Origin of the sequence: Arthrobacter sp. LjRoot14 (assembly GCF_964253905.1) — a bacterium.
Taxonomy (GTDB): domain Bacteria; phylum Actinomycetota; class Actinomycetes; order Actinomycetales; family Micrococcaceae; genus Arthrobacter.
In genome coordinates, this window is record NZ_CAXURL020000001.1 from 20,939 (window position 1) to 44,519 (window position 23,581).

Genomic DNA, 23,581 nt, shown 5'->3' on the forward strand with positions numbered 1-23,581 from the left:
CCAGCAACAAAAAAGTCGGACCGGCACAATGTGCCGGTCCGACTTTTTCGTTAAACGCGGGGTGCTTGCCGGGCGGTGCCGGCCAAACGGAAGCCTGGGGCTAGGAACGCCAGCGGGTGGTCATCAAGAATCCGGCGATGGCAATGCCGAATCCGGCCACGATGTTCCAGGATCCCCAATCCCTGACCGGGAGGGCGCCCTCGCTGATGTAGAAGGTGATGATCCACAGCAGCCCGAGGATCATCAGGCCGAACATGACGGGCTTGAACCACACCGCGTTCGGCTTGTATGCCTGCGATACAGAAGCCGGCTTTTCCGCGGCAGCGGTCTTCTTTCGTGGCTTTGACTCGGGCACGGGTCCTCCTCCTCGGGCTGAATCAAGGGCGGAGCCTCCGGCTTGATATCCTGCAGGAAGGAATATGCCGGCGGGGTTGGCGCCCTTGGTCAGGTCTGAATTCTTACTAGCAGCCAATTCTAGCTGTAGTTCAGAACACACCGGCGCCAGTTCAGGCCGCCGATTGAGGAGACCACGTGGTGTTGCTGGAGAAGGAGACGACTGCTGCCGTGCCGGCACGCGGCGTCGGGGTTCTCCGGAAAGTCGTCCAGATCGTTGGTGAGCTGCTGATCACGGTGGGAGTCATCCTGCTCCTGTTTGTCGCATGGCAGCTCTGGTGGACCAATGTGGAGTCCGATGCGAAGCAGAGCGAGACGATCCGGAATTTTGCCCAGGACTTGGGCGGTACCCCGGCTCCCGCGGCATCCGATGAGCCTGTCTCCCCGACACCCGCCCCGACCGACTACGGTCCGCCGAAGGTCGCCGAAGCGCCCGGTCACGGCCAAACCATCGGCATCATGTACATCCCCCGTTTTGGGGCGGACTACACCCGGCCCATCGTGCAGGGAACCTCCACGGATGTCCTGGATACGCTGGGCCTTGGCCACTACAACGACACGGCGATGCCAGGGGCAACCGGCAACTTTGCTGTGGCCGGTCACCGCCAGACCCACGGAGCGGTCCTGGACAACATCCACACCCTGGTACCTGGGGACAAGATCTACGTCCAAACCAGGGACGGGTTCTATGTCTACGTCTTCAGGAACAACCAGATCGTGCTTCCGTCGGCCACGGATGTGCTGCTCCCCGTGCCCACGCAGCCCGCCGCCCGGCCCACGGAGGCTTACCTCACCATGACCAGCTGCAATCCGCGCTTCGGCTCCCAGGAACGCATCATTGCCTATTCCTTGCTGGACCACTGGCAGCCCGCCTCGGCTGGACCACCGGCAGAAATCGCGGCCCAGGTGGCCAAGGCACTAGGGAAGGGCTGACGCCATGTACGGATGGATTTTCCGCCACCTGCCCGGGCCGCTGTGGTTCAGGATTGCTACGTCACTGGTGCTGCTGGCCGGCGTGCTGGTATTGATGGTTCAGTTCCTCTTCCCCTGGATGTCACAGTTCACCCAGTTCACCGACTCAACGATTGGTTTAGTAACTCGACAATGAGCACCACCAAGATCCTGGTCGTAGACAACTACGACAGCTTTGTTTACACCCTGGTGGGCTACCTCCAGGAGCTCGGCGCCGAAACAACGGTGGTCCGAAACGACGACGTCACCCTTGCTGAGGCAATCGAGATGGCGGACGCGCGCGACGGCGTCCTCATCTCGCCGGGTCCCGGCACCCCTGCGGAGGCCGGGGTCTGCATTGACTTGATCAAATGGTGCGGCAGCCACGACAAGCCGATGTTCGGCGTCTGCCTGGGACACCAGGCACTGGCCGAGGCCTACGGAGCCACTGTGACGCACGCGCCGGAGCTGATGCACGGCAAAACGTCCCTTGTTGGGCATGAAGGAGCCAGCGTCTTCGCGGGACTTCCCTCCCCTGTTACTGCCACGCGGTATCACTCCCTGGCCGCTGTCCGCGAAACCATCCCGGACATCCTCGAGATCACAGCCCAGACGGCAAACGGCGTGATCATGGGCCTGCAGCACCGGACGGCACCGCTCTGTGGCGTGCAGTTCCACCCGGAGTCGGTCCTCACTGAGGGCGGTTACCAGATGCTGGGCAACTGGCTCGAATCACTCGGAATGGCCGGCGCGGCCGAGCGGGCTGCCAAACTGAGCCCCCTCATCCAGCACTGACGTCAGCGCAGTACTGAAGTCAGGGAGACGGCCCGTACGGTCCTTCGGGAGGCAACTCATCGGGCGCCGCGGGGCGGCTATCCCCGGGTACGGCTCGTCTCAGTCGGCGTAGGCGTCGGGGTTGGTGTGGGCTTGGGCGCCGGCGCCTTGGCAACAACGATGGCGATGGTTTTGCCCTGCTCCACCAGCGAGTTGACGGCGTCGCTCTGCTCGGTCACCTTTCCCGGTTCAACCTCGGAGTTCTCCACTTCCTTCACGTCGATGCCAAGTCCAAGGTTCTTGAGCGCCGTCTCGGCCTCCGCCCTGGGCAGTCCGCGGAGTTCTGGCATGGCCACCTTGCCGGTGGACACCACGATTTCCACGGTGCTTCCGACTGCGACCGTCTGGCCCGGCGCCGGCTTGGTAGTGATCACGATTCCGGTGGGAACGGTGGCGCTGTTGGCCATGGTGGTTCCGGGGGCGCCGGCGAGGCCGATTTGTCGAAGAACATCCCGGGCCGCTGCTTCGGTCCGCCCCGGCAGGTCGTCCGGGATTTTTACGGCGCTCGGGCCGTCGGAGATGTTCAGGGTCACCTTCGAGTCAGGTTCCATGGCGGTGCCGGCGGCCGGCACCGTGCCAATGGCTGTGCCCTTCGTGATGGTGTCGTGCGGCAGCCTGGTGATCTGCGGGCTCAGCCTGGCGTTGTACAGCCGCTGCAGCGCCTCGGACTCCGTTAGCGCCGATACGGCCGGCACATCGACCTTCGCCACCGGAGGGGGCACCTGGTTCATCATGTTGTAGAGCCAGAGGCCGCCGCCGGCCAGGACCAGCAGGGTGAAGATCACCAAGGTGGCGATCCATGTTCGACGGCGGGACTTCTGCCGGGGGGTGCGCTCACGTTCCGGCGGAAACCCGAGGGGAAGATCGCTGGACTCCGAGGGTTCGTAAACCTGCGCGGGAATCGCCTGGTCGTCGCCAAGGGTGTCATGGACGGGCCGGAGCCGGCCGCTCGGTGAATCATCGAGGAAGCTTGCCCCCGTCAGCGAGTACGGCGCGGCAAGGGCCGTCCGTTCCCCGGCCGGGACCGTGTTGTTGGGATCCGTCGGGGCCTCGCCCGCCGCCACCTCAGGAACGGGGATGCCGTTGCGGGCCGCTCGAAGTGCCCGCTGGAAAGCGGCCGCATCCTGGAAACGGTCAGCACGGTTCTTCTGCAGGGCCTTCGAGAGGACGCTGTCCAGGGCTTTCGACACCTCGGGGTTGAGGCTGCTGGCCGGTTCCGGAATCTCGCGGACGTGCTGGTAGGCGACTGATACTGGACTGTCACCGATGAACGGAGGCCGCCCCGTCAGCATTTCGTACAGCAGGCACGCCGCGGAGTACAGATCACTCCGGGCGTCCACGGTTTCACCGCGTGCCTGTTCCGGGGAAAGGTACTGCGCCGTGCCAACGACCGCCTGGGTCTGGGTCATGGTGGCCGACGAATCGGCCATGGCCCGGGCAATCCCGAAGTCCATGACTTTGATGGTGTCCGAGTCTTCGCAGAACATCACGTTTGCGGGCTTGATATCCCGGTGCACGATTCCCGCCCGGTGGCTGTACTCGAGCGCGGAGAGCACGCCGAGAGTGAAGTCGATGGCGTGGTCGATGCTGACTTCCTTCGCCCGGATGAGATCCCTCAGGGTCTTCCCGGACACGAATTCCATCACAATGTACGGCACCCGGACCGTGTCCTCGGGCCCGCCCGGCACAGCATGGTCCCCGGTGTCGTAGATGGCAACGATCGAAGGATGGTTCAACGCGGCCACGGCCTGGGCTTCGCGCTTGAACCGTGCCTGGAACTGTGGATCCCGGGCAAGGTCCGGGCGCAGCAGCTTGATGGCCACTGTCCGGCCCAGCCGGGTGTCAACGCCTCGGTGGACGTCCGCCATACCGCCGCGGCCGATCAGCTCACCGAGTTCGTACCGTCCGTTGAGGACGCGCTGGGTGTTCACTGGGAGGCTGTCCTCTCTGTGCGACGGGAGACGGGGTGAGTTCGGCACGGTGCGCCTTAGTTCGTCGTCGAGGTGCTCGGGGTGGGCACGGGTTCAGCGGCGAGGTGGTAGGTCACCACGGATCCGGCGGGTACCTTTTGTCCGGCGCCCGGCTCTGAACTGACGAAGGTGCCGGCTTTTTGCCCGGCGCTGCCGGGTACGTCTGCTCCCTTTACCCAGCGCAATCCGGCGTCTTCGATCGCTTTCTGCGCCTGGGCCTCGGAGCTGCCAACGCCGATCGCGGGCACCGAAGACTCCTGGCTCGGGTCCGGGCCCTTGGAGTAGGTGACCGTGATGGTCTCGCCCGGGGCTACCGGGCCGGAAGGCTCGATGTTGGTGACCGTGCCCTGCGCTGCGTCGCTGAAGACCGGGTCGCCCTTGACGGTCAATCCCAGGCCGACGAGCTGGCTGCGGACCGTGTTGTACGGCTGGCCCAGGTAGGCATCAGGGATCAGGTTGATGGTTTCCGGGGTGGACTGCGTGGGAGTGGGCGTCGGGCTCGCGCTGCTGGGTGTGGGGCTGGCCGAAGTGGACGTCGGTGAGGCGCTGGTGCTGCTGGGCTTGGCGCTGCTCGACGTGGACGAGGACTCGGCCGGACCGGACGGGGAGAAGATGCCTGCCTGGGTAAGCAGGACACCCACCAGTGCGAAGAGGACGAGCACGATGAGGGCGATGAGCGGCCACGTCCACGGGCTCCGGCCCTTGCGCTGCGGCTCGTCCACCGGTTCGTCGTAGCGGTCCTGCTCCTCTTCCTGGTCCCAGCTGCGCTGGGCGGCCAGGGCGTCGGCGCGTGACAGTGTGCTGCCCGGACCGGTTGCCCCGGCAGCAGCTCCGGCGGCGAGTCCTGCGGCCGCACCGGCGCCCGCGGCGCCGACCACCGGAAGCGCGGAAGTCGCCGTCGTCGATTTGTCCTTTTCGGGTGATTCAATGACGCCGGTGGCGGCGGTGGGAATGTCCACCGGAGCCGTGATTGGCCCCGTGGCCGCTTCGAAAAGCAGCATTCCGGGAACGGCGGCATGCGCAGCGGCGATGTCACCGTTTCGGATGGCTTCCGCTGCCTCGGACAGCTTGATGGCGTTGGCCGGGCGGTTCTTGGGATCCTTGGCGAGCATGGACATCAGGAGGGCCCGCACCGGCGTCGGCAGTGTTTCCGGCAGCGGCGGCGGCGCGTCATTAACCTGGGCAAGCGCAATGGCGATCTGCGATTCACCGGAGAACGGGCGATGCCCGGTGAGGCACTCGTAGCCGATGACGCCGAGCGAGTAGATGTCCGAGGCGCCGGTGGCGGTCTGTCCGGTTGCCTGCTCCGGTGCGAGGTACTGGGCCGTGCCCATGACCTGACCGGTTTGGGTCAGCGGGACCTGGTCCGCCAGCCGGGCGATGCCGAAGTCTGTGACTTTGACGCGGCCATCCGGGGTGATCAGCAGGTTGCCGGGCTTAATGTCACGGTGCACCAGGCCCTGTGAGTGGGCCACCGAGAGGGCGCGGGCTGTCTGGGCGATCATGGACAGCGTCCGGTCCGGCGAAAGGACCTGTTCGTGTTCGATGATGCTGCTCAGTGGCTGGCCCGGGACCAGCTCCATCACCAGGTACGCCGATCCCTCCTCTTCACCGTAGTCAAAGACGTTGGCGATGCCGACATGGTTCAGAAGCGCCGTGTGGCGAGCCTCGGCACGGAAGCGCTGGAGGAACCCGGGATCGCCCGTGTACTCCTCTTTGAGCACCTTGATGGCGACAATCCGGCCAAGGATAAGGTCCTTGGCCTTCCAGACTTCTCCCATCCCGCCAATCGCAATACGCGTGGTCAGCTGGAATCTCCCGCCGAGGGTGATCCCTGATGTAGGCCTCACTTATTCAACACCGCCTCAAAAATCTTCTTCGCGTTCGGACTGGTTAGCTGTGCACCGGTGGTGATGTCCACGCCCTGCATGACGATGGTCACCGACACCTGGGGGTCGTTGGCCGGGGCGAACCCGGTAAACCATGAATTGTTCAAGCCGTCGGTTCCCAGCTCGGCAGTGCCGGTCTTGCCGGCCACCTGGACGCCCGGCACGGCGGCCCCGCGGCCGATGCCTTCACTGACTACGCTGGTCATCCATTCGGTGATCTGCCGGGAAATCTCCGGGCTGGTGGAGGTCCGGAGAACCTCTGGTTTCGGTTCGCTGATGACCCTCAGGTCCGGGGACCGCACCGTCTTGATCAGGTTGGGCCTCATCTGGACTCCGCCGTTGGCGATGGCGGACGTCATCAGCGCGATCTGCAGCGGAGTAGCCCGTACGTCGCGCTGGCCGATGGCGGACTGGGCGAGCCCTGCCGGGTCCAGCTCCTCCTCCGGGAACGCCTTCTTTGCGTAATCCAGTTTCAGCTGGTCGCCCAGGTCCTCCCCGAAGCCGAACTTCGCGGCCTGGTCGGCTATGGCCTTTTGGCCCAGATCCCGGGCAATGGACGCGAACGGTGTGTTGCAGGACTGCTGCAGCGCGAAGGCGAAGCTCGCCGTGTTCTGGGTGTAGCAGTTGCCCCCGGCGTAGTTCGGCAGCTTGTACTGGATTCCGGGGAAGCTCATCTCGGCGGGGTTGGGCAGCTCACTGTCCTTGTTGTACTTGCCCGAGCTGAGCGCGGCGGCCGTATCCACCAGCTTGAACACCGAGCCGGGCGCCAAAAGTGCACCGGTTGGACCGCTGACATTCGGGTTCAGGTTGATCCCGGGGACCTTGTTGAGCTCGTTGAAATTCGCAGCCTCGGCAGCCGCGTCCTGGGTTGCGATCAGGTTGGGATCATAGGACGGCTTGGAGACCATGGCCAGGATGTCACCCGTTTTCGGGTTCGTCACCACGATAGAGCCGCGCTGGCCGTCTGGAATCAAGTCGTAGGCCAGCTTTTGGAGCGCCGGATCCAGCGTGAGTTCCACCGAGGCGCCCTTCGGCTGGTTGCCGAGGAACAGCTGGCCCACGCGGTCCAGGAAGAGCTGGTCCGAGCTGCCGGCGAGCTGCTCGTTGAGGGAACTTTCCAAACCTGTGACGCCGTAGTTCTTCGAAAAGTACCCCGTGATGCCGGCGTACAGTTCGGGCTCGGTGTAGGTGCGCTGGAACTTGCAGCTTTCCGAGGCGGCAACGGACTGCGCGATGGGTTTTCCGCCCACGATGATAGCTCCGCGGTCGTTGCAGTAGTTCTGTAGGATGGCGCGCTTGTTCCAGGGGTTGGCCTGCAGTTCGTCGGCACCCACCACCTGCACATAGCTGAGGGCGCCGAAGATCAGCGCGAACATGGCCACGGCGGCAATCCATGAATTCCGAATGGCGTGGTTCACAGCTGTTTCACCGCTTCAGTTGGCGCGTCGGGATGGGCGGACGAGGGCTTCCGGCCGGGCTGTTTGGCCGGGCGCGGCGGGGAAGGCGGAACAGGCTTCTGTTCGCCCGGCCCGGCACCCTGCGGCATGGGTGTGGTGTCCACCGGGCCACGGGCGGCGTGCGAAATCATTAGCAACAGTCCCACGATGATCCAGTTGGCCAGCAGCGAGGAACCGCCGGCAGCCAGGAAGGGTGTGGTGAGCCCGGTCAGCGGAATCAGCCGCGTCACGCCGCCAATTACCACAAAACACTGAAGCGCGATGGCGAACGACAGGCCGCAGGCCAGCAGCTTCCCGAAGGCATCCCGTGTTCCCAGGGCCGCCCGGAACCCGCGTGTGAACAGCAGCAGGTACATCAGGACGATCGCGAAGAGCCCGATCAGGCCGAGTTCCTCGCCGAAGGAAGCGATGATCATGTCGCTGTTGGCAAACGGGACCAGGTTCGGGCGCCCCTGGCCAAGGCCGGTGCCCACGAGACCGCCGTTGGCCATGCCGAACAGGCCTTCCACAATCTGGAAGCTACCGCCAAACTGCCGCCCGTACACCTCATCCGTGAAGGCGTTCAGCCACCCGTCGATGCGGAGGCCAACGTGTGAGAAAACTTTGGAGGCCACATATCCGCCGCCCAGGATCAGGGCCACACCGATCACTACCCAGCTGATCCGGCTCGTGGCCACGTAGATCATCACAATGAAGAGGCCGAAGAACAGCACGGAGGAACCGAGGTCCCGCTGGAAGATCAGCACTCCGATGCTCACCAGCCAGGCGGTGATCATCGGGCCCATGTCCTTGACCCGCGGGAACTGCAACGGGCCTAGTTTGCGGCCTGCGAGGAGAATCAGGTCCCGGTTGGAGGAGAGATACCCGGCGAAGAATATGGCCAAGGTAATCTTGGCGATTTCGCCCGGCTGGAAGGTCATCGGGCCCAGCTTGATCCAGACGCGGGCACCGAGGATTTCACCGGCCGAAATGCCCGGGATCAGCGGCAGGATGAGCAGGAGCGCACTGGCGGCCAAGGATATGAACGTAAACCGGCGGAGGATCCGGTGGTCTTTGAGGAACCAGATGACCGCGATGGCCACGGCCATGGCAATCAGGGTCCAACGGAGCTGGTTGTTGCCTGTATCCTCCCCCGGGGCATCCAGCCGGTGGATCATGGCCAAGCCCAGGCCATTAAGGGCCACAACCAGTGGAAGTATAACCGGATCGGCATATTTAGCACGGATCCGCAGCACGATATGGAAAACGAGGGCGGCGGCAGCGAGCAGGCTGGACTGGAACCAGAAATCCTGGTCGAACGCTTTTTCCTGGTCCACGCCCACCAGGGCATTGGCGCCGATGCCCACGGCCAGGGCAAGGATCAGGAGTACCAGTTCGGTGTTCCTGCGCGGCTTGGGGGTGGGCTCAATCTGTGTCACTTGGCCTCCTCACAAGCTTTGGTGGACGGGCTGGGGGTAGCGGACGGCGACGGTGATCCGGGGGGCGCCGCCGTGCCGCCGGGAGCTGGCGCGGCGCCCGAAGCGCTTGGGGAGGCAGTGGGCCTGGCTGAGGCGCTGGCGCAATCCTCCGCCGGAGACGTCGTCCCGGTCAGGTCGAGGTTCTTGACGATCCGCTGTGCGTCGTAGAGGTCGCGTGCCGGCACGGTCTGGCGGACCCGCTGCTGCGAGAACTCCGGAAGGTCGGACATGCGGATGTCCGTTACGGTCTCCAGCGTTGAGAGTTGGATTGGTCCCAGACGCTGGGAGACGCCGTTGTAGATGGCAACCCGCGAATCGTATTCGCCGATGTAGTACCGCGTCTGGGTCCAGGCGTAGCCAAGCCACAGTCCGACGCTGAGGATGACGAGCAGGGCCGCCGCCGTGGCGATCGTGACCCAGCGGCGCGGCTTGGCGGCGGGTTTGTATTCGTCGGTTTCCTCGCGGTCCTGATCCGATTTGTGGGTAAGGACGGTCGCGGCACGGCGCGCGACGGTGCGGCCGGCAATCGTGGGAATGGACCCGGATTCGGCAGCGGCGGCGGCGGCGCCGACCAGCTCGTGGGGACGTGTGGAAAGTTCCTCCCGGAGGACGGCTGCAGAGAGGTGCTCGCCCAGATGCGGGTCCGTGGTGGTGCTTGGTTCACCCGGCTTGGATGCCGGCCCGGAGCCGGCCTCGTCTCCGCCGGAGTCGGTGCCGCCCGTATGTTCGGCAGTTTTCGGCGTGGCGTCCTGCGGAAGCGGGGCCGGGGACAGGGCGTCGGCTGGAGTGGCCGGAGTGACCGTCTTGTCCGGAGAGTCGGCCTTTGTCGTCTCGTCCGCGCCGGCAAGGGGCGGGACGATCTCGACGGCGGCCGTGCGGACGTCGTCGGGCGTTTGTTCCGCGATTTCGAGCATGACGACCGTGACGTTGTCCGGTGCGCCGGCTTCAAGGGTGAGATCAACGAGCGTTTCGACGCATTCGCGCAGATCCTTGGTTTCGCGGACCGTGCGTTCCACGACGTGTCCCGCAACGTAGTTCAGGCCGTCCGAGCACAGCAGCCACCGTTCGCCGGGTTCGACGTCAAGGGTGGCCAGATCGAGTTCCGGGCTGGCGTCGACGTCGCCCAGAACCCGCATCAGGACATTTTTGTGCGGGTGGGTTTCCGCTTCCTCGGGGCGCAGCCGGCCTTCGTCGATGAGCCTCTGCACAAAAGTGTGGTCGACGCTGATCTGCTTGAATTCGCCGTTGCGGAGCCGGTAGGCGCGGGAGTCGCCGATGTGGGCGAAGTGCAGTTTGCCTTCCGCCAGGAGGAGCGCGGTGACGGTGGTTCCCATGCCGGCGAGCTTGGGATTGATGTGGACCAGTTCCGACAGGAGGGAGTTTGCGGTCTGGATTTCATCCGCCAGCACGGTCCCGGCATCGCCGTCGTAGTGGCCGTGGTCCAGGTGGAGCATGTCCAGTACGGTTGCCGCGGAAGCCACGTCACCACCGGCATGGCCCCCCATGCCGTCCGCCACAATGGCCAGATGGCGGCCGACGTAGGCGGAGTCGTCGTTTTTGGCTCGGATTCGCCCCACGTCAGAGCGGGCGGCGTAGCGCATAATGAGCGGCCGCGTCGGGGTGGAGCCCTTGTCGGCGGGGATTTCCGGGACGGCCACGGCTATGGCCTCAATTCGATGACCGTCTTGCCGATTCTCACGGGGACACCGAGCTCCACCGGGAGGGCTCGGGTGAGCTGCTGATTGGCCAGGTATGTGCCGTTGGTCGAGCCAAGATCCTCGATGAACCAGCGGCTGCCCTGCGGGAAGAGCCGGGCGTGTCGGCCTGACGCGTAGTCGTCCTCCAGGACCAGCGTGGCCTCCTGGGCGCGGCCAAGCAGGATGGGGCTGTCTGCGAGGGGAATGGTGTGGCCCTTAAGCGGACCCTCCGTGACAACCAGCTGGCGGGCCTGCTGTTTCGCGGGCGGCGGTGCGGTTTCGGCCAGTTCGGGGTGCTTGCGTACCTGGCGGGCGGTGGGAGCGCCCATTGCGGCTTTCCTGCCGATCATCAGGTCGCGGCGCATGGCGGACACGATGCTGAAGATGAGGACCCAGAGCAGCAGGAGGAACCCGAACCGCAGGGCCGTAATAGTCAGTTCGCTCACGGGCGGCCACCGGAGTTGGCGGGCAAAAGGCGGAAGATGATTTTGGTCCGTCCCATCGTGATGGTGGAGCCGTCGGTAAGGTCGACGCTGCCGACGACCTTGCGTCCGTTGACGTAGCTGCCGTTGGTGGATCCCAGGTCGACGGCCTCTGTAGTGCCGTTCGTGGTGCGGATTTCGAGGTGGCGGCGCGAGACCCCGGTGTCGTCCACCAGAATGTCCGCCTCCGAGGACCGGCCCAGCACGATCGACGCGGCGTTCAGTGAGTAGCGCTGGCCGTCAATGTCCAGGACCGGCTGAAGCCGCACGGGCTGGCGGCTGGGCGCAGCGGGCACGTTGTTCCGCGGCACGGGAGGCGCCGCGGCAGAACCGGAGGCCTTTTCCGTCCTTGAATCGATTTCGAAATCGCCGGCGCGGATTTCGCCGTCGCGCCGGAAGGAAATGCGGACTGAACCCTGAAGTGTGTAGCCCTGGCTGCGTACGTGGTTGATCACCACATCACAGAGTTCTTCGGCCAGGGGCGTGCCCCACTCCTGGGCGCGCTTGAAGTCGTCTTCGCTGAGGCGGACATCAAACACGTTTGGTGCGAGGGTGCGCCCGGCGGCGATGGTGATGGCTTTGTGGTCCACCTCCCGGCGGAGGCGGCTGGCGATTTCCACAGGCTCAACCTGGGCCCGCGAACCGGTGGAGAAGACACCGCGGACGGCCTTTTCGATGCCGCGCTCGACTTTGTCCAGCATTCCCATGGCATCTCTCCTCTCCTGACGGCTGCGGGGCAGCACACGACTCGGAACTCAGTTCACAACACTGCCGGAAGTGCGCCGGGGGCGGGCACTCCTACACCTGATACTACTGGGCGGGGCTGTGAATGACCTTAATGCACAACGCCGGGGCGGGGAGAATAGTTCGGATCGGCTGGGGCCGATCCGGGGCGGACTGCGCCATTCCGCGGGCATATCCGGGGCGCAGAGCGCGGGACGATACGGCCCGCAGGGGCAGCCGCAGAGCCCGATTGGTGTTTTGCCGTGGTTGTCCGTTATGCTTGATCTCGCTGCTTTTACGAGGCTGGCAGTCCGGAAAACGGGCTCCTGTCGGGTGAAAGAAGTTGCGCGCGAGTGGCGGAACGGCAGACGCGCTGGCTTCAGGTGCCAGTGTCCGAAAGGGCGTGGGGGTTCAAATCCCCCCTCGCGCACGCAAATGAAGAGCTCCGGTCTTAGGACCGGGGCTCTTTTGCGTTAACGCGGCCCTTTTTGACGGGACCGTCATTATCCAGCGCATCCCGCCGCCCGCAGCCGCAGCCCGCAGCCCGCAGCCCGCCCGCCGCCTGCGGGACCAGCGCCCCTGCTGCTAAACGACAGTTAACTTCGCTGAAACGGCTCGGGCTGATTCCTGAAACAACCGTTCCATAGTGTCGGAGCCTGACGGCCTGCGAGGCCGCCTGCATACCTGACCGCCTCCCGATTTGGAGAAGAAGAATGACGGCTTTCAGTTCGGACAAAGGCGCCCCGCGCCCATCGCGGCGGATGGTGCTGGCAGGGTTTTCATCGGCGGCGCTGGTGGCACTGACCGGCTGCGGAGGCGGGTCGAGATCCGCCGCCCCGGCTGCCTCAGGCACGGCTTCAGGCGCGGCGGCCGATTTCGGCACCCTGGAGGTGCAGCTGTCGTGGCTGAAGAACGCGGAGTTCGCCGGCGAGTACTTTGCCGACAGCAAGGGCTATTACAAGGACGCGGGTTTCAGCGCCGTCAACCTGATCGCCGGCGGTCCGGGAGGGGCCTCGGCGGAGACCATGGTCCTCTCCGGGAAGGCGCTGGTGGGCACGTCGTCGCCCGTGGGAGTGGCTCCGGTGGTCCTCAACGAGGGAGCGCCGCTGAAGATCATCGGCTCCACCTACCAGAAGAACCCATTCACCATCGTTTCGCTGGCGGCCAACTCGATCACTGCCCCGGAGGACCTTGTGGGCAAGAAGATCGGCGTGCAGGCCGGCGTGAACGAAACACTGTTCGATGCCCTCCTGGAAGTCAACAAGATCGACCCGTCAAAGGTCACCAAGGTACCGGTGCAATACGATCCGCAGCCGTTGCTGAACGGCGACGTCGAGGGGTTCTTCGCGTACCTGACCAACGAAGTGCTCACGCTTGAACTGGGCGGACACAAGACGGCGGTCCTGCCTTTTGCGGACAATGGCCTGCCCTTCGTTGCCGAGAGCTTCGTGGTCACGGACGAGTCCATCAAGGACAAGAGGCCGGAGCTGAAGGCCTTCCTGGCGGCGACCATCAAGGGCTGGAAGGACGCCCTGGCCGATCCGGATGAGTCTGCCCGGCTCGCCGTCGAGGTCTATGGCAAGGAGCTGGGCCTGACCATTGCCAAGGAAAAGGGCCAGGCGGAAGCTCAGAACACCAAGCTCATTGCCACGCCGGAGACGGACAGCAACGGCCTGTTCACGGTATCCAAGGAGCTGATGGACAAGAACATCGAGATCCTCAAGCTCGCCGGCTACGACACCACCGCAGACGCGATCTTTGACCTGAGCCTCCTTGACGAGGTCTATGCCGAGAACCCGGACCTGAAGTAGGACGCATGACTGAAGTGAGCACGGAAGCCGTGGCCGGGGGAATGCTTTCCGGAACCGGCATATCGCTCAGCAACCTGGGCAAGAGCTTCCGGATGGGCAGGAAGAGCGTGGTGGCGCTGGAAGATGCCAACCTGATGACTTCCAAGGGGACGTTCCTCTCCTTGCTGGGACCCTCAGGATGCGGCAAGTCCACCATCCTGCGGATCCTGGCCGGACTCGAAACCCCCACCACCGGAGACGTGACGGTGGACGGTCACACACCGGCCGAGCTGCGGACCCGGCACGAGCTGGGGATCGCCTTCCAGGATCCCGCGCTGTTGCCCTGGCGGAGCGTGGTGTCCAACATCCGGCTGCCCTTTGAGGTGGCCGGCCTTCCGGTTGACCACGCCATGGTGGACGACCTGGTGGAGCTGATCGGACTGAAGGGTTTTGAAAAGGCCAAGCCGGCCCAGCTGTCCGGCGGCATGCGCCAGCGGGTGTCCATTGCCCGGGCGCTGGCGCTCAAGCCGTCGGTGCTGCTGCTCGATGAGCCGTTCGGGGCGCTGGACGACATGACCCGGCAACGCCTGAACCTGGAACTGCTGCGGATCTGGACGGAGAAGCCCGCCACCACCCTGATGGTCACCCATGGCATTGCGGAGGCCATGTTCCTCTCCGATGTGGTGGCTGTGATGAGCGCCCGTCCGGGCCGGATCAAGGAGATCATTACCGTGGACCTGCCCCGGCCGCGGACCCCGGAGATGATGCGGACGCCGGAGTTCCATGCGCTGTGTGACCGGGCCTCCGAACTCCTGTTCGGGGGCGCCGGTGCGCCCCTTGAAGAGGTGGAATCATCATGACGCGTTCTTTCCAATTAAGTACGACGGCGGCCCGGCCGCTGCCGCCGGGGGCTGCGGCCGCGATCGGCGTGGCAGCCACGGTTGCGCTTTGGTGGCTGGCCGCCGCAACGGTGCTTTCCGGGGTGGGTGCCAGTGCGGACGGTTCCGGCGGTGCTGTACCGACGCCCCCGGAAGTTCTGGGACAGCTGGCGGGTGACGGCGTCGGGTTTTACTGGCCCAACCTCGCCGTGACGATGGCGGAAGCTTCTGCGGGGTACCTGTGGGGGAACGCAGCCGCGCTGCTGCTGTCCGCGAGTGTCCTGGTGCTTCCGTCCCTGGAACGGCTGGTCACCCAGCTGGCGGTGATCAGCTATTGCCTGCCCATCGTTGCCATCGGGCCGCTGGCCTTCATCGTCATCGGCTCGCCCGCGCGGGGGGAATCCTCAGGCACGGCCGTCCTGCTGGCGGGCATCTCGGTCTTCTTCACCACCGTGGTGGGTGCGCTGGCAGCGCTCAAGAGCGCGGACCGGGCAAGCCTGGACCTCGTCGCCGTCTACGGCGGAGGGCGGCTGAAGCAGCTGGTCAAGGTACAGCTCATCTCCGCCCTGCCGGGAATCCTGAACGCGTTGAAGATCGCCGTTCCGGCCGCCGTCCTGGGAGCCGTCCTGGGCGAATATGTGGGAGGCGTGGACCGCGGGATCGGCCCGGCGCTGGTCAATGCGCAACAGAACCTCGAAATTGCCAGGGCATGGGGAGTTGCCCTGGTGGCGGGGTTGCTTGCCGGTGCCGGCTATGGCGTGTTTGCGCTGCTGGCTCGATTCGTGACGCCGTGGTCCTCCGGGCGCCGGGCGGCAGGATGACACCGGGATCGGCGGCCGGCCTGGCCGCCCTGAAGGGCGCGTGGCGCGCGGTCGTCGGCCTGCTGGTTTCCCTCGCCGTGGTGTTGCTGCTGTGGGTTGCGCTGCTGAAGGTTTTCAACATCTCGCCGTTCGTTGGCAAAGGACCGCTGGACGTTTTCAACTTCCTGTTCTCGGTTCCGGCAGCGGAGGCCAACCGGCAGGCAATCCTGCAGAACCTCGGCCAAACCATGGTGGACGCATTCCTGGGCTTCGCCGCGGGAATGGTGGGAGCGGTTGTGATTGCCGGTGTGTTTGTGTTGTTCCGTGGTGTGGAGAACGCCCTGATGCCGGTCGCCATGCTGCTGCGCTCGGTTCCGCTCGTGGCGCTGGCGCCCATCATCATCCTGATTTTCGGCCGCCAGGAACCGGCGGTTGCTGCCATCGGCGGGATCGTGGTGCTGTTCCCCGCGCTGGTGACGATTGTGTTCGGGCTTCGCTCGGCGTCCCCGGCCATGATCGAAGTGATCGATGTCTACGGCGGCTCACGCTGGACTGCACTGTTGAAGGTTGCGCTGCCCTCGTCCCTGCCGGCGTTCTTCACGGCAGTGAAGGTCTCCATTCCGGGGGCGATCACCGGCGCGTTGCTGGCGGAGTGGCTCGCCACCGGCAAGGGCATCGGCTACGCCATCATCTCCGCCGTGTCCCGGGCAAGGAACAACGAGGTGTGGGCATCGGTGCTGGTAATCACGCTCGTTTCGATCATCCTGTACACCGTGGTGGCGCTCCTTGAGGAGGCCATGCTGCGGAGGTCCGGCCGGGCGCCATCGGGATCGGGATAACCGGGCGGCGAGAAGTGGCCTAGCGGCCGGCCCGGAGCCGCCGCCTCGAGTTGGCCAGATGGCTGCGCATTGCAGCCGACGACGACGGCACGTCGCCTTCCGCGATGGCCGCATAGATCGATTCATGCTCATGGACCACCTGGTCGAAGTGGTCGCGGGCGTAGTGTTCGTCGCCGGTCATCAGCCGGGTGCGGGGCATGGCGATCATGGTCTGGCCCAGTGATGCCAGGCAGTCCGAGTAGAAGGGGTTACCCGACGCGGCGGCGATGGCCTTGTGGAATTCGTAGTCCGATTTCATTGCATGCGCCGGGTGGCCGCTGCTGGATGTGAAGTCCTCCAGCGCTTTCTGCACTGCCCTCAGCTGCCGGTCCGTCCGGTTGCGGGCGGCCAAGGCTGCGGCCTCCGCTTCGACGCCCATTCGGAACTCGAGCAGGTGGAGCCGGTCCTCCAGGCTGGTCACCGGCCGGCCGCCGGGGGCCTGCGGATCACCGGCCGGGGGCGGGGTCAGCGCGAAGCTTCCCCGCCCGCGTTCGGTTTCCACCAGCCCCTCTGCCTGCAGCCGGGTCAGGGCTGCCCGGACCACGGTGCGGCTGACGCCGAATTCGCCGATCAGCGTGTTTTCGCTGGGCAGCTTGTCGCCGGGCTGGATGACGCCGTCAACAATGCGCGTGCGAAGGTCGGCGGCGAGGTCCGCGGTCAGGTTCCGGCTCATGCGTTCAAGGTTACGCGCCGAACTCCACGGACTCGGTGGTCCAGGCGCGGGCCTGGTCGCTGAGGGACACGCCAAGGCCCGGGCGGTCCGGAACCAGCATGCGGCCGTTCTTGGTTTCGAGGCGCTCGTTGAACAGCGGGTCGAGCCAGTCGAAGTGCTCCACCCACGGTTCGCGGGGGTAGGCGGCCGCGAGGTGCAGGTGGATTTCCATGGCGAAGTGCGGTGCGAGGCCCAAACCCCGCTCGTCCGCCAGCGCAGCCAGCCGCAGGAATTGGGTGATGCCGCCGACGCGCGGCGCATCAGGCTGGATGATGTCGCAGCCGTTGGCGTTGATCAGGCCCTTGTGCTCAGCCACGGAGGCCAGCATTTCACCGGTGGCAATGGGGGTGTCCAGGACCTGGGCGAGATGGGCATGGCCCTCGAAGTCGTAGGCGTCCAGCGGCTCTTCGATCCAGATGAGGTTGAACTCCTCCAGTTGCCGGCCCATCCGCAGGGCGGTGGCGCGGTCCCACTGCTGGTTGGCGTCCACCATAAGCGGAACGTCCCAACCGATGTGTTCGCGGATTCCGGCCACGCGGCGCAGGTCCTCCTTGCTGTCGGGGAGGCCGACCTTGATCTTGATGCCGCCGATTCCCTCATCGATGGACCGGGTGGCGCGGGCTTTGACCTCATCCAGGGAGGCATTCAGGAAGCCGCCCGACGTGTTGTAGGTCTGGACCGAGTCGCGGTAGGAGCCCAGGAGCTTGGCCAAGGGAAGCCCGGCGCGCTTGGCCTTGAGGTCGTAGAGCGCGATGTCGATGGCGGCCAGCGCCTGGGTGGCCACGCCCGAGCGGCCCACGGAGGCGCCGGCCCAGAGCAGCTTCGTGTAGATCTTGCCGATGTCGTTGGGGTCCTCACCAATGATTCCTTCGGCCACCTCCTTGGCATGCGCGTATTGGGCCGGTCCGCCTGCGCGCTTGGAGTAGCTGAAGCCGATGCCGCTGTGGCCCTGCTCGGTGGTGATTTCAGCGAACAGGAACACCACTTCGGTCATGGGCTTCTGGCGGCCGGTGAATACTTTGGCATCGCTGATCGGCACGGCGAGGGGAAGCCCGGCGGTGGAAAGTTTCACATGGCGAATGAGATCTACGGTGCTCATGGCTGCTCCTCGGAATCGGAAAGGGGCATCATCGCCCGCACTTCTTATGCTATAAGTTATCAACTTGTATTACAAGTAGTGTTTTCCGCAGACGAAACGGCCGCGGCGTCGGCGTCGTTCGTCCGCGACACGGGGCTGGGATTGCGGCATTCCAGAGCCGTCACTGGACCCAGAATCTTAGCCGCGACGCCCAACATCACCCAGCTGCCGATGGTGGGGTGCCGGTTTGTCTGCAGCAATGCTCGCCCGCACAAAGTCACCCCTGGAGGCTTCCCGCATCGGGATCCTTTGCCTTCGCTGCCCGCAGGTCCTCCGCGAAAATACTGAGACTAGCCATGGTGTCCTTTCGCGATCCGATGTGACAACGGTTATGTGTACGGCATCCCAATGCTTCTCGTAACCCTGAGCCGGGCATCTTTGCCAGTCAAATCCCGGAACCAGCCACAGCAGTCGATGGGGCAGTCAGAACGCTTTTGAGGCGACCACTTTTTGGGCAGCCCTTGTATCTGGGCTCGCATTCGTCGGACTGAAATCGAGGACCAGACGGCCCCGGACGTTGCCGGCCTCGAGACGGGCATGCGCCTGTGATGCGTCGTGGGCCGGGTAGATTCCAGCGACACGAGGTGTGACCACGCCCTGTTCAACGCCCTGCACCAAACTCTCAAGCATGGCGGTTTCCTTGACGGCTGACCCCACGTAGACCTTGTGCACGGAGATCCCCCGCTCTGAAGTGCCGTCCCATGCACGAAGGACCGCCAGATGGCCGCCGTCGCGGAGGGCGGGCAGGGCAAGCCCGTTCAGCACGGCCCCGTCAATGACTCCATGAACGCCCTTCGGGTAGATACTGCGGACAGCTTCTGCAAAGGGAACGTTGCGGGGCACAATATGGTCGGCTCCCAAGGATCGGATCAGCTCTTCGTCTTCGGGCTTGGCGTCCGCGATAACCGTTAACCCGGCCGCCTTGGCCAACTCTATCGCGTAGCCTCCGACTGCGCCTGCGCTGCCGGAGACTGCAAGAAGCTGTCCGGCAGTCAGATTCAACATGTCCAGGGCCAGCTTGGCTGTCGCAGCATTCATTAGCACAGTGGATGCAGCAGCAAGGCCGATGCCCCGTGGGGCGCGCACTACGGACTCCTGGGGCACGACGATCTTGTCCGCGTAGGCGCCGGCCGGGAAGGGCAGGACCAGGGCCACAACCGGATCTCCTGTCCGCAGCTGACCGCGGTACCCCGGCCCAAGTGCGTCGACGGTGCCGGCGAGGTCCATTCCGGGGATGTAGGGCGGGACAACGCCCTTCGCTTGGAGCATTGCAGTTTGTGCCCCGCTGCGCAGAAGTGTGTCCGTAGGGCTAACGGCGGCCGCATGAATCCTGATTCTTATGTCCCCAACGCCCGGGACCGGTTCGGGCACCTCCATCACTTCGAGTTGTTCTGGTCCGCCAAATGTCATCACTCCGATTGCTCTCATGTCTTGGCCTAACTCGGGTGTCCGAGCGTGCATTCCATGATTCGGCTTCGTAGGCTGGCAGTGTTTGTAACAGGATAAAGACCCTCTGGATCACTACAGGCGGAGTCCTCCATACTCACTGCATGGCCGGCACTACTCTTTTCTGCTTTCATCATGCTGGGGGCACCGAGTGGCAGTTCCGCTCCTGGAGTTCCCGGCTCCACCCGTCCGTTACCGTCGTTGGTGTTCCGTTGGAATGCCGGGCCGGGACTGTTGAGACCATCGAACACCTGGCATCCAGAGCGCTGGTGAATATTCAGGACGCTGACATGGAGACGTCGGCGTTTTATGGGCACAGTATGGGCGGCCTGGTCGCTTATGAGGTATGCAGGATGCTGCTTCGGCAGGGCAAGCCTTCGCCCGCGGCAGTTATTCTTGGCGGTTCGGCCGCTCCCGGCGCATTACCGGACAGTGCGGAAGCTCTCAGGATCCTCGACACCACCGAGCCCTCGCCGGCACTTATGCCGGAATACGTTGTGGAACGAACCGCTGCGGGGGTCAAAAGGGCGTGCGAGTACGCCCCGCCCATGTCTCCGCTGCCGATTCAGCTGGATCTCATCACCGGCTCACGTGACAGGCTTGTAAACATTCGTCGGATGCGGCGGTGGGAGGAATATTGTGCACCTTTGCCCCGCTACCATGAGGTGGTTGGGGGACATCTTTTTCACCGTACCGCTGTCGATGAATTCATGGTCGTGCTGCGGCAGTTGATTCCCTGCAACGCGCACCTCGCGGGAACCGCTGCCGCTTCCTAGTTTCAGAGCCGGGCTAAGCCCGGCAATCGTGACGAAAGCAGACCAATGACACAGCTGATTACCGAAAGCCCTAAGTTCGCTGTTCCCAGTGGGAGTGATGAAGGCGAGGCGCGCCGGCAACGGCTGGCACGGTTTCTTCGTGCCCGCCGCGAACAGCTGCGGCCCCAGGATGTAGGACTGCCCAGCAGCAGCCGCCGGCGCACCCCCGGCCTCCGAAGGGAGGAGGTTGCTGTTCTCGCCAATGTTGGCGTCACCTGGTACACCTGGCTCGAGCAGGGCCGTGACATCGGGGTGTCATCCGATGTCATTGACGCGATTGGACAGGCGCTGCGCCTTGAAGAGGGAGATTTGGAGCACCTGTACGAACTTGCCGGGAAACAGCAGCCAGTCCGCCGCTCGGCGGCGGCCGAAGTACGCGCACTCATGTCCCGGACTTTGGCCGGTTTCACAAACTCTCCGGCGTACGCAGTCGACAGGTACTGGAATGTCATCGCAACGAACGAGCTGGCAGAGTACGTCTTCGGGATCAGCGTCGGTTCAAACTGCCTTGAAGCTTTTTTCACGAAACCGGACGTCGCCGCGCACTACCCCCACCGGGAACTGGCCGGCCGCATGATGGCTGCGCAGTTCCACAGACAAGCCGCAATGTACGCGGGCGATCCGATTTTCGGGATGCTCGCGGAAAAAATCGCGGCGGTCTCCCCGGAGTTCAAGGAGTACTGGGACAACTATGTGGTTGGCGTTGAGCCCCATGTCGATCTTGTCTTCGACCACAACCAGCTGGGACGGCTCACCTTCGAATCCGTTGTGCTCAACCCAGTCGGCGGAAACGACCTCCGTGTCTTCCTGTACCTGCCCAAAATAGGTTCCGGCACCGCCGAAGCACTCGCACGCGCTGTCTGACCACCTCTATCAAGGAGAGAACCCTGAGCAACAGCACCGGCCATGCCCCTTTAGCCCCGCAACGATGGCGCTCGGCCTCGGCCTTACGCAGTATCAGCGTCGGAGAGTTCACCGTCACGTACCTGCCGGACGGATATGTGCAGCTGCACCCTGACGCCTGGTTTTCCCTGCCGGACGGGCACCAAATATATAACGGGCACGAGGACCTGATCGGGGACGACGGATTCCTCACCGGATCAATCGGGGCACTGCTCATTACCGGCGCCGGAAAGTCGCTCCTCATCGACGCCGGCTTCGGGTCTCGCCAGCTGCCCGCGGAGCAATCCCACCCCGCACTGGGCGCCATGCATGGCGGGCAACTGGGTAGCCATGGTGTCCTACCGGACCGCCTCGACGCAGTGGCTTTCACCCACCTGCATGAGGACCACACCGGCTGGCTCAACGGCGGACACGGACCCGGTGCGCTCCTGGCCGACACCCCGAAGTTTGCCGGAGCGGCTGAACTTGCCGGGCACCCGGGAAAGACGGGACCGCAGTGGACCGCGATCAGCGACGGCACACAGATAATCCCTGGGGTTACGGCGCTGGCCACCCCTGGCCATACCCGCGGGCACATGTCGTACCTGATCGAGTCGCAAACCGAGCAGCTGCTGTGCTTCGGCGACGTCATGCACAGCCCGGTGCAGGTCTGGCAGCCGGAACTGAACTCGTGCTTTGAAGCCGACCCGCAGGAGTCACTCATCTCCAGAGAACGTGTCCTTAACTTTCTGGCCGAAAGCGGAGCTATAGGAGCCGGCATGCATTTCGGAGACGTAGTGTTCGGACGCGTCGGCGCCGGGCCGGACGGGGAACGGCACTGGGAGCCGGTCTCTTAGGGTAGTGGATCCACCACCACCATAAAGGGACTCTGGATAGGCTGTTGCGACCCCGACAGGCTGGAAGCATGCCAACAAAAACGCATCCTCCCGCGCTTGCCCTTACTGGCCGCCAGCGGCTCATTTTGACCCTGCTGCTCGGCGCGCAGTTCATGTTCGCCCTCGACTTCTCCATTGTCACCGTGGCCCTGCCGGCCATGGGGCAGGACCTCGGCATTGCTGACGGTGACCTGCAGTGGATCATTACCCTCTTCGCCCTTGCCGCTGCCGGTCTTGTCCTGCTCATGGGACGCATCGGTGACTATTACGGCCGGAAGAAGATGTTTCTTACCGGTATGGTCATCCTCACGATTGCCTCCGCAGTCGGCGGCCTGGCCACCGATTCTTCCGTCCTCTTCGCAGCCCGCATCGGTCAGGGCCTAGCCACGGCCATCACCATGCCTGCGGCGCTGTCCCTCCTGACCACTTCCTTCGAGGAAGGTCCGCTCCGCAACAAGGCCCTCGGTCTTAACGGCGCCCTGCTGTCCCTGGGCTTCGCTGTCGGAGCAGTCCTCGGGGGCGTCCTCACCGACCTCTTCGGGTGGCGCTTCACCTTCTTCATCAACGTCCCGGTCGGAATCATCATCCTCGCCCTGGCGCCGTTCGTAATCCAGGACCTGTCCGCCAGGATCAAGCAAAAGCTTGACGTCCCCGGCGCAATCACCCTCACTCTCGGCCTTCTAGCCCTGGTCCTTGGAGTCACCTCCGTCGAACGCGAAGGCTGGACCTCACCCTGGACCCTGGGCCTGCTGGCCGCCGCCGCCCTGGCGTCCGTTGTCTTCTGGAACATCGAGGCACGGTCATCCCACCCGCTGGCGGCCGTGACCATCCTCAAGCGCCCCTCCGTGTCTCTGGGAAACCTGGGCGGGCTCGTAACGTTCTCCATGGAGAGCGGCAAAGTCTTCTTGCTCACGATCTACTTGCAGCGGGTACTGGAATCATCGGCGTTCGCCACCGGCCTGGCCTTCGGTGTTCTCGGTGCCGGCGCCTTCACTGGAGGACTCGTCGCAGCCAACATCATCAACAGGATCGGTGCCAAAGCCACCCTGATCCTTGGCCTCGCGCTGCAGGGTGTCTCGACATCGAGCTTCCTGCTGCTGGGCATGAACGCCGGGATCGGCTTCACGCACATCCTGATCGCCACCGCCATCGGCGGCTTCGGACACGTGCTGTGCATCGTGGCATACACAGTTGCTGTCACCTCGGGGCTCCCCGACACCGAACAGGGCCTGGCGACAGGGCTTGCCGGCCAGACCCAGCAGGTGGCCTTCACCATCGGCACCCCGATCGTCAGCGCCATCGCGCTGGCCTTCACCACCGGCAACTACGCTGACCCGTCCACGGCCGATGCAATCCTTGGCGGCGTGCACTTCGGACTCCTGGTCAACGCCCTGGTCATCCTGGCCGCAGCCGCACTCATCCTGATCTTCCTGCCCACCAAAAAGACAAGCCCGGCCGAGCCTGAACTCGCAGCCGCTGAAGCCGTCTAAGAC

General features: G+C 64.5%; 22 protein-coding genes and 1 tRNA gene. 12 read left to right on the top strand and 11 right to left on the bottom strand.

The annotated features are described in order from the left end of the window. Positions 1-100: 100 nt before the first annotated feature. Positions 101-355, bottom strand: a complete 255-nt coding sequence (locus ACSQ12_RS00095; protein WP_209741799.1) for a cell division protein CrgA — start codon at positions 353-355, stop codon at positions 101-103. A 176-nt stretch (positions 356-531) separates the two neighbouring features. Between ACSQ12_RS00095 and ACSQ12_RS00100 the strand changes: the two genes are divergently transcribed. From ACSQ12_RS00100 to ACSQ12_RS00110, 3 genes are read left to right on the top strand one after another with little or no spacing between them, the layout of a single operon-like run. Continuing rightward, positions 532-1,326, top strand: a complete 795-nt coding sequence (locus tag ACSQ12_RS00100; RefSeq protein WP_436063844.1) for a class E sortase — start codon at positions 532-534, stop codon at positions 1,324-1,326. Between the two features lie 4 nt (positions 1,327-1,330). Continuing rightward, positions 1,331-1,501: a hypothetical protein gene (locus ACSQ12_RS00105; RefSeq protein ID WP_011689889.1), complete on the top strand. Its 171-nt coding sequence runs from the start codon at positions 1,331-1,333 to the stop codon at positions 1,499-1,501. Then, positions 1,498-2,139, top strand: a complete 642-nt coding sequence (locus ACSQ12_RS00110; RefSeq protein WP_436063845.1) for an aminodeoxychorismate/anthranilate synthase component II — start codon at positions 1,498-1,500, stop codon at positions 2,137-2,139. Before ACSQ12_RS00105 ends, ACSQ12_RS00110 begins: the two co-directional genes overlap by 4 nt. 77 nt (positions 2,140-2,216) lie before the next feature. Here ACSQ12_RS00110 and pknB read toward each other — a convergent pair whose 3' ends face one another. From pknB to ACSQ12_RS00145, 7 genes are read right to left on the bottom strand one after another with little or no spacing between them, the layout of a single operon-like run. Continuing rightward, positions 2,217-4,157 (bottom strand): Stk1 family PASTA domain-containing Ser/Thr kinase, encoded by a 1,941-nt coding sequence (gene pknB / locus ACSQ12_RS00115; protein ID WP_436063846.1) that lies wholly within the window; start codon positions 4,155-4,157, stop codon positions 2,217-2,219. 8 nt (positions 4,158-4,165) lie between these two features. Further along, the gene (locus ACSQ12_RS00120; protein WP_436063847.1) at positions 4,166-5,998 is read right to left on the bottom strand and encodes a protein kinase domain-containing protein; all 1,833 of its coding nucleotides are present in this window, start codon (positions 5,996-5,998) and stop codon (positions 4,166-4,168) included. After that, a complete protein-coding gene (locus ACSQ12_RS00125; RefSeq protein WP_209741793.1) occupies positions 5,995-7,455 on the bottom strand; it encodes a peptidoglycan D,D-transpeptidase FtsI family protein in 1,461 nt (486 codons plus the stop codon). Before ACSQ12_RS00125 ends, ACSQ12_RS00120 begins: the two co-directional genes overlap by 4 nt. Further along, positions 7,452-8,912, bottom strand: coding sequence for an FtsW/RodA/SpoVE family cell cycle protein (locus ACSQ12_RS00130; protein ID WP_436063848.1), 1,461 nt, complete (start codon positions 8,910-8,912; stop codon positions 7,452-7,454). The genes ACSQ12_RS00125 and ACSQ12_RS00130 overlap by 4 nt, the downstream gene beginning before the upstream one ends. Continuing rightward, complete coding sequence (locus tag ACSQ12_RS00135; protein WP_436063849.1) at positions 8,909-10,609, bottom strand: PP2C family protein-serine/threonine phosphatase; 1,701 nt, start codon at positions 10,607-10,609, stop codon at positions 8,909-8,911. Before ACSQ12_RS00135 ends, ACSQ12_RS00130 begins: the two co-directional genes overlap by 4 nt. A gap of 2 nt (positions 10,610-10,611) precedes the next feature. Further along, entirely contained in the window at positions 10,612-11,094 is a 483-nt protein-coding gene (locus ACSQ12_RS00140) for an FHA domain-containing protein FhaB/FipA (protein WP_011689896.1), read from the bottom strand. Then, positions 11,091-11,837: an FhaA domain-containing protein gene (locus tag ACSQ12_RS00145; protein WP_209741790.1), complete on the bottom strand. Its 747-nt coding sequence runs from the start codon at positions 11,835-11,837 to the stop codon at positions 11,091-11,093. The genes ACSQ12_RS00140 and ACSQ12_RS00145 overlap by 4 nt, the downstream gene beginning before the upstream one ends. Before the next feature lie 363 nt (positions 11,838-12,200). On the opposite strand from ACSQ12_RS00145, the gene ACSQ12_RS00150 reads away from it, so the two are divergent. The 5 genes from ACSQ12_RS00150 (at position 12,201) to ACSQ12_RS00170 (ending at position 16,160) form a co-directional block, all read left to right on the top strand. Next, positions 12,201-12,283 (top strand) — tRNA-Leu (locus tag ACSQ12_RS00150). 283 nt (positions 12,284-12,566) lie between these two features. Beyond that, positions 12,567-13,664, top strand: coding sequence for an ABC transporter substrate-binding protein (locus tag ACSQ12_RS00155; protein ID WP_436063850.1), 1,098 nt, complete (start codon positions 12,567-12,569; stop codon positions 13,662-13,664). Positions 13,665-13,669: 5 nt separating this feature from the next. Beyond that, positions 13,670-14,503 carry an ABC transporter ATP-binding protein gene (locus tag ACSQ12_RS00160; RefSeq protein ID WP_436063851.1) on the top strand — a complete coding sequence of 278 codons (834 nt, stop codon included), beginning with the start codon at positions 13,670-13,672 and terminating at the stop codon, positions 14,501-14,503. After that, positions 14,500-15,342 carry an ABC transporter permease gene (locus ACSQ12_RS00165; RefSeq protein ID WP_436063852.1) on the top strand — a complete coding sequence of 281 codons (843 nt, stop codon included), beginning with the start codon at positions 14,500-14,502 and terminating at the stop codon, positions 15,340-15,342. Before ACSQ12_RS00160 ends, ACSQ12_RS00165 begins: the two co-directional genes overlap by 4 nt. Further along, on the top strand, positions 15,339-16,160 hold the full coding sequence (locus ACSQ12_RS00170) for an ABC transporter permease (RefSeq protein ID WP_436063853.1): 822 nt from the start codon (positions 15,339-15,341) through the stop codon (positions 16,158-16,160). Before ACSQ12_RS00165 ends, ACSQ12_RS00170 begins: the two co-directional genes overlap by 4 nt. Positions 16,161-16,179: 19 nt before the next feature. On the opposite strand, the gene ACSQ12_RS00175 is transcribed toward ACSQ12_RS00170, so the two are convergent. From ACSQ12_RS00175 to ACSQ12_RS00185, 3 genes are all read right to left on the bottom strand, one after another. Further along, positions 16,180-16,872, bottom strand: a complete 693-nt coding sequence (locus ACSQ12_RS00175; protein WP_436063854.1) for a FadR/GntR family transcriptional regulator — start codon at positions 16,870-16,872, stop codon at positions 16,180-16,182. Positions 16,873-16,882: 10 nt separating this feature from the next. Next, positions 16,883-18,010 carry an L-talarate/galactarate dehydratase gene (locus ACSQ12_RS00180; protein ID WP_436063855.1) on the bottom strand — a complete coding sequence of 376 codons (1,128 nt, stop codon included), beginning with the start codon at positions 18,008-18,010 and terminating at the stop codon, positions 16,883-16,885. A gap of 462 nt (positions 18,011-18,472) precedes the next feature. Then, positions 18,473-19,510, bottom strand: coding sequence for a quinone oxidoreductase family protein (locus ACSQ12_RS00185; protein WP_436063856.1), 1,038 nt, complete (start codon positions 19,508-19,510; stop codon positions 18,473-18,475). An 89-nt stretch (positions 19,511-19,599) separates the two neighbouring features. Here ACSQ12_RS00185 and ACSQ12_RS00190 point away from each other — a divergent pair, with 89 nt between their 5' ends. The 4 genes from ACSQ12_RS00190 (at position 19,600) to ACSQ12_RS00205 (ending at position 23,578) form a co-directional block, all read left to right on the top strand. Continuing rightward, positions 19,600-20,271, top strand: coding sequence for a thioesterase II family protein (locus ACSQ12_RS00190; protein WP_436063857.1), 672 nt, complete (start codon positions 19,600-19,602; stop codon positions 20,269-20,271). 45 nt (positions 20,272-20,316) lie between these two features. Beyond that, positions 20,317-21,174, top strand: coding sequence for a helix-turn-helix transcriptional regulator (locus ACSQ12_RS00195; RefSeq protein WP_436063858.1), 858 nt, complete (start codon positions 20,317-20,319; stop codon positions 21,172-21,174). A 137-nt stretch (positions 21,175-21,311) separates the two neighbouring features. Beyond that, positions 21,312-22,049, top strand: coding sequence for an MBL fold metallo-hydrolase (locus tag ACSQ12_RS00200; RefSeq protein WP_436063859.1), 738 nt, complete (start codon positions 21,312-21,314; stop codon positions 22,047-22,049). Between the two features lie 68 nt (positions 22,050-22,117). Continuing rightward, positions 22,118-23,578, top strand: coding sequence for an MFS transporter (locus ACSQ12_RS00205; protein ID WP_436063860.1), 1,461 nt, complete (start codon positions 22,118-22,120; stop codon positions 23,576-23,578). Positions 23,579-23,581: the final 3 nt, after the last annotated feature.

Excerpts from the sequence above, each read along its gene's own strand:
- ACSQ12_RS00170 (WP_436063853.1), top strand. The coding sequence starts at position 15,339 with ATGACACCGGGATCGGCGGCCGGCCTGGCCGCCCTGAAGGGCGCGTGG.
- ACSQ12_RS00185 (WP_436063856.1), bottom strand. The coding sequence starts at position 19,510 with ATGCACGCTCGGACACCCGAGTTAGGCCAAGACATGAGAGCAATCGGA.
- ACSQ12_RS00190 (WP_436063857.1), top strand. The coding sequence starts at position 19,600 with ATGGCCGGCACTACTCTTTTCTGCTTTCATCATGCTGGGGGCACCGAG.
- ACSQ12_RS00155 (WP_436063850.1), top strand. The coding sequence starts at position 12,567 with ATGACGGCTTTCAGTTCGGACAAAGGCGCCCCGCGCCCATCGCGGCGG.
- ACSQ12_RS00105 (WP_011689889.1), top strand. The coding sequence starts at position 1,331 with ATGTACGGATGGATTTTCCGCCACCTGCCCGGGCCGCTGTGGTTCAGG.
- ACSQ12_RS00110 (WP_436063845.1), top strand. The coding sequence starts at position 1,498 with ATGAGCACCACCAAGATCCTGGTCGTAGACAACTACGACAGCTTTGTT.
- ACSQ12_RS00205 (WP_436063860.1), top strand. The coding sequence starts at position 22,118 with ATGCCAACAAAAACGCATCCTCCCGCGCTTGCCCTTACTGGCCGCCAG.
- ACSQ12_RS00145 (WP_209741790.1), bottom strand. The coding sequence starts at position 11,837 with ATGGGAATGCTGGACAAAGTCGAGCGCGGCATCGAAAAGGCCGTCCGC.
- ACSQ12_RS00165 (WP_436063852.1), top strand. The coding sequence starts at position 14,500 with ATGACGCGTTCTTTCCAATTAAGTACGACGGCGGCCCGGCCGCTGCCG.
- ACSQ12_RS00160 (WP_436063851.1), top strand. The coding sequence starts at position 13,670 with ATGACTGAAGTGAGCACGGAAGCCGTGGCCGGGGGAATGCTTTCCGGA.
- ACSQ12_RS00180 (WP_436063855.1), bottom strand. The coding sequence starts at position 18,010 with ATGAGCACCGTAGATCTCATTCGCCATGTGAAACTTTCCACCGCCGGG.
- ACSQ12_RS00175 (WP_436063854.1), bottom strand. The coding sequence starts at position 16,872 with ATGAGCCGGAACCTGACCGCGGACCTCGCCGCCGACCTTCGCACGCGC.
- ACSQ12_RS00195 (WP_436063858.1), top strand. The coding sequence starts at position 20,317 with ATGACACAGCTGATTACCGAAAGCCCTAAGTTCGCTGTTCCCAGTGGG.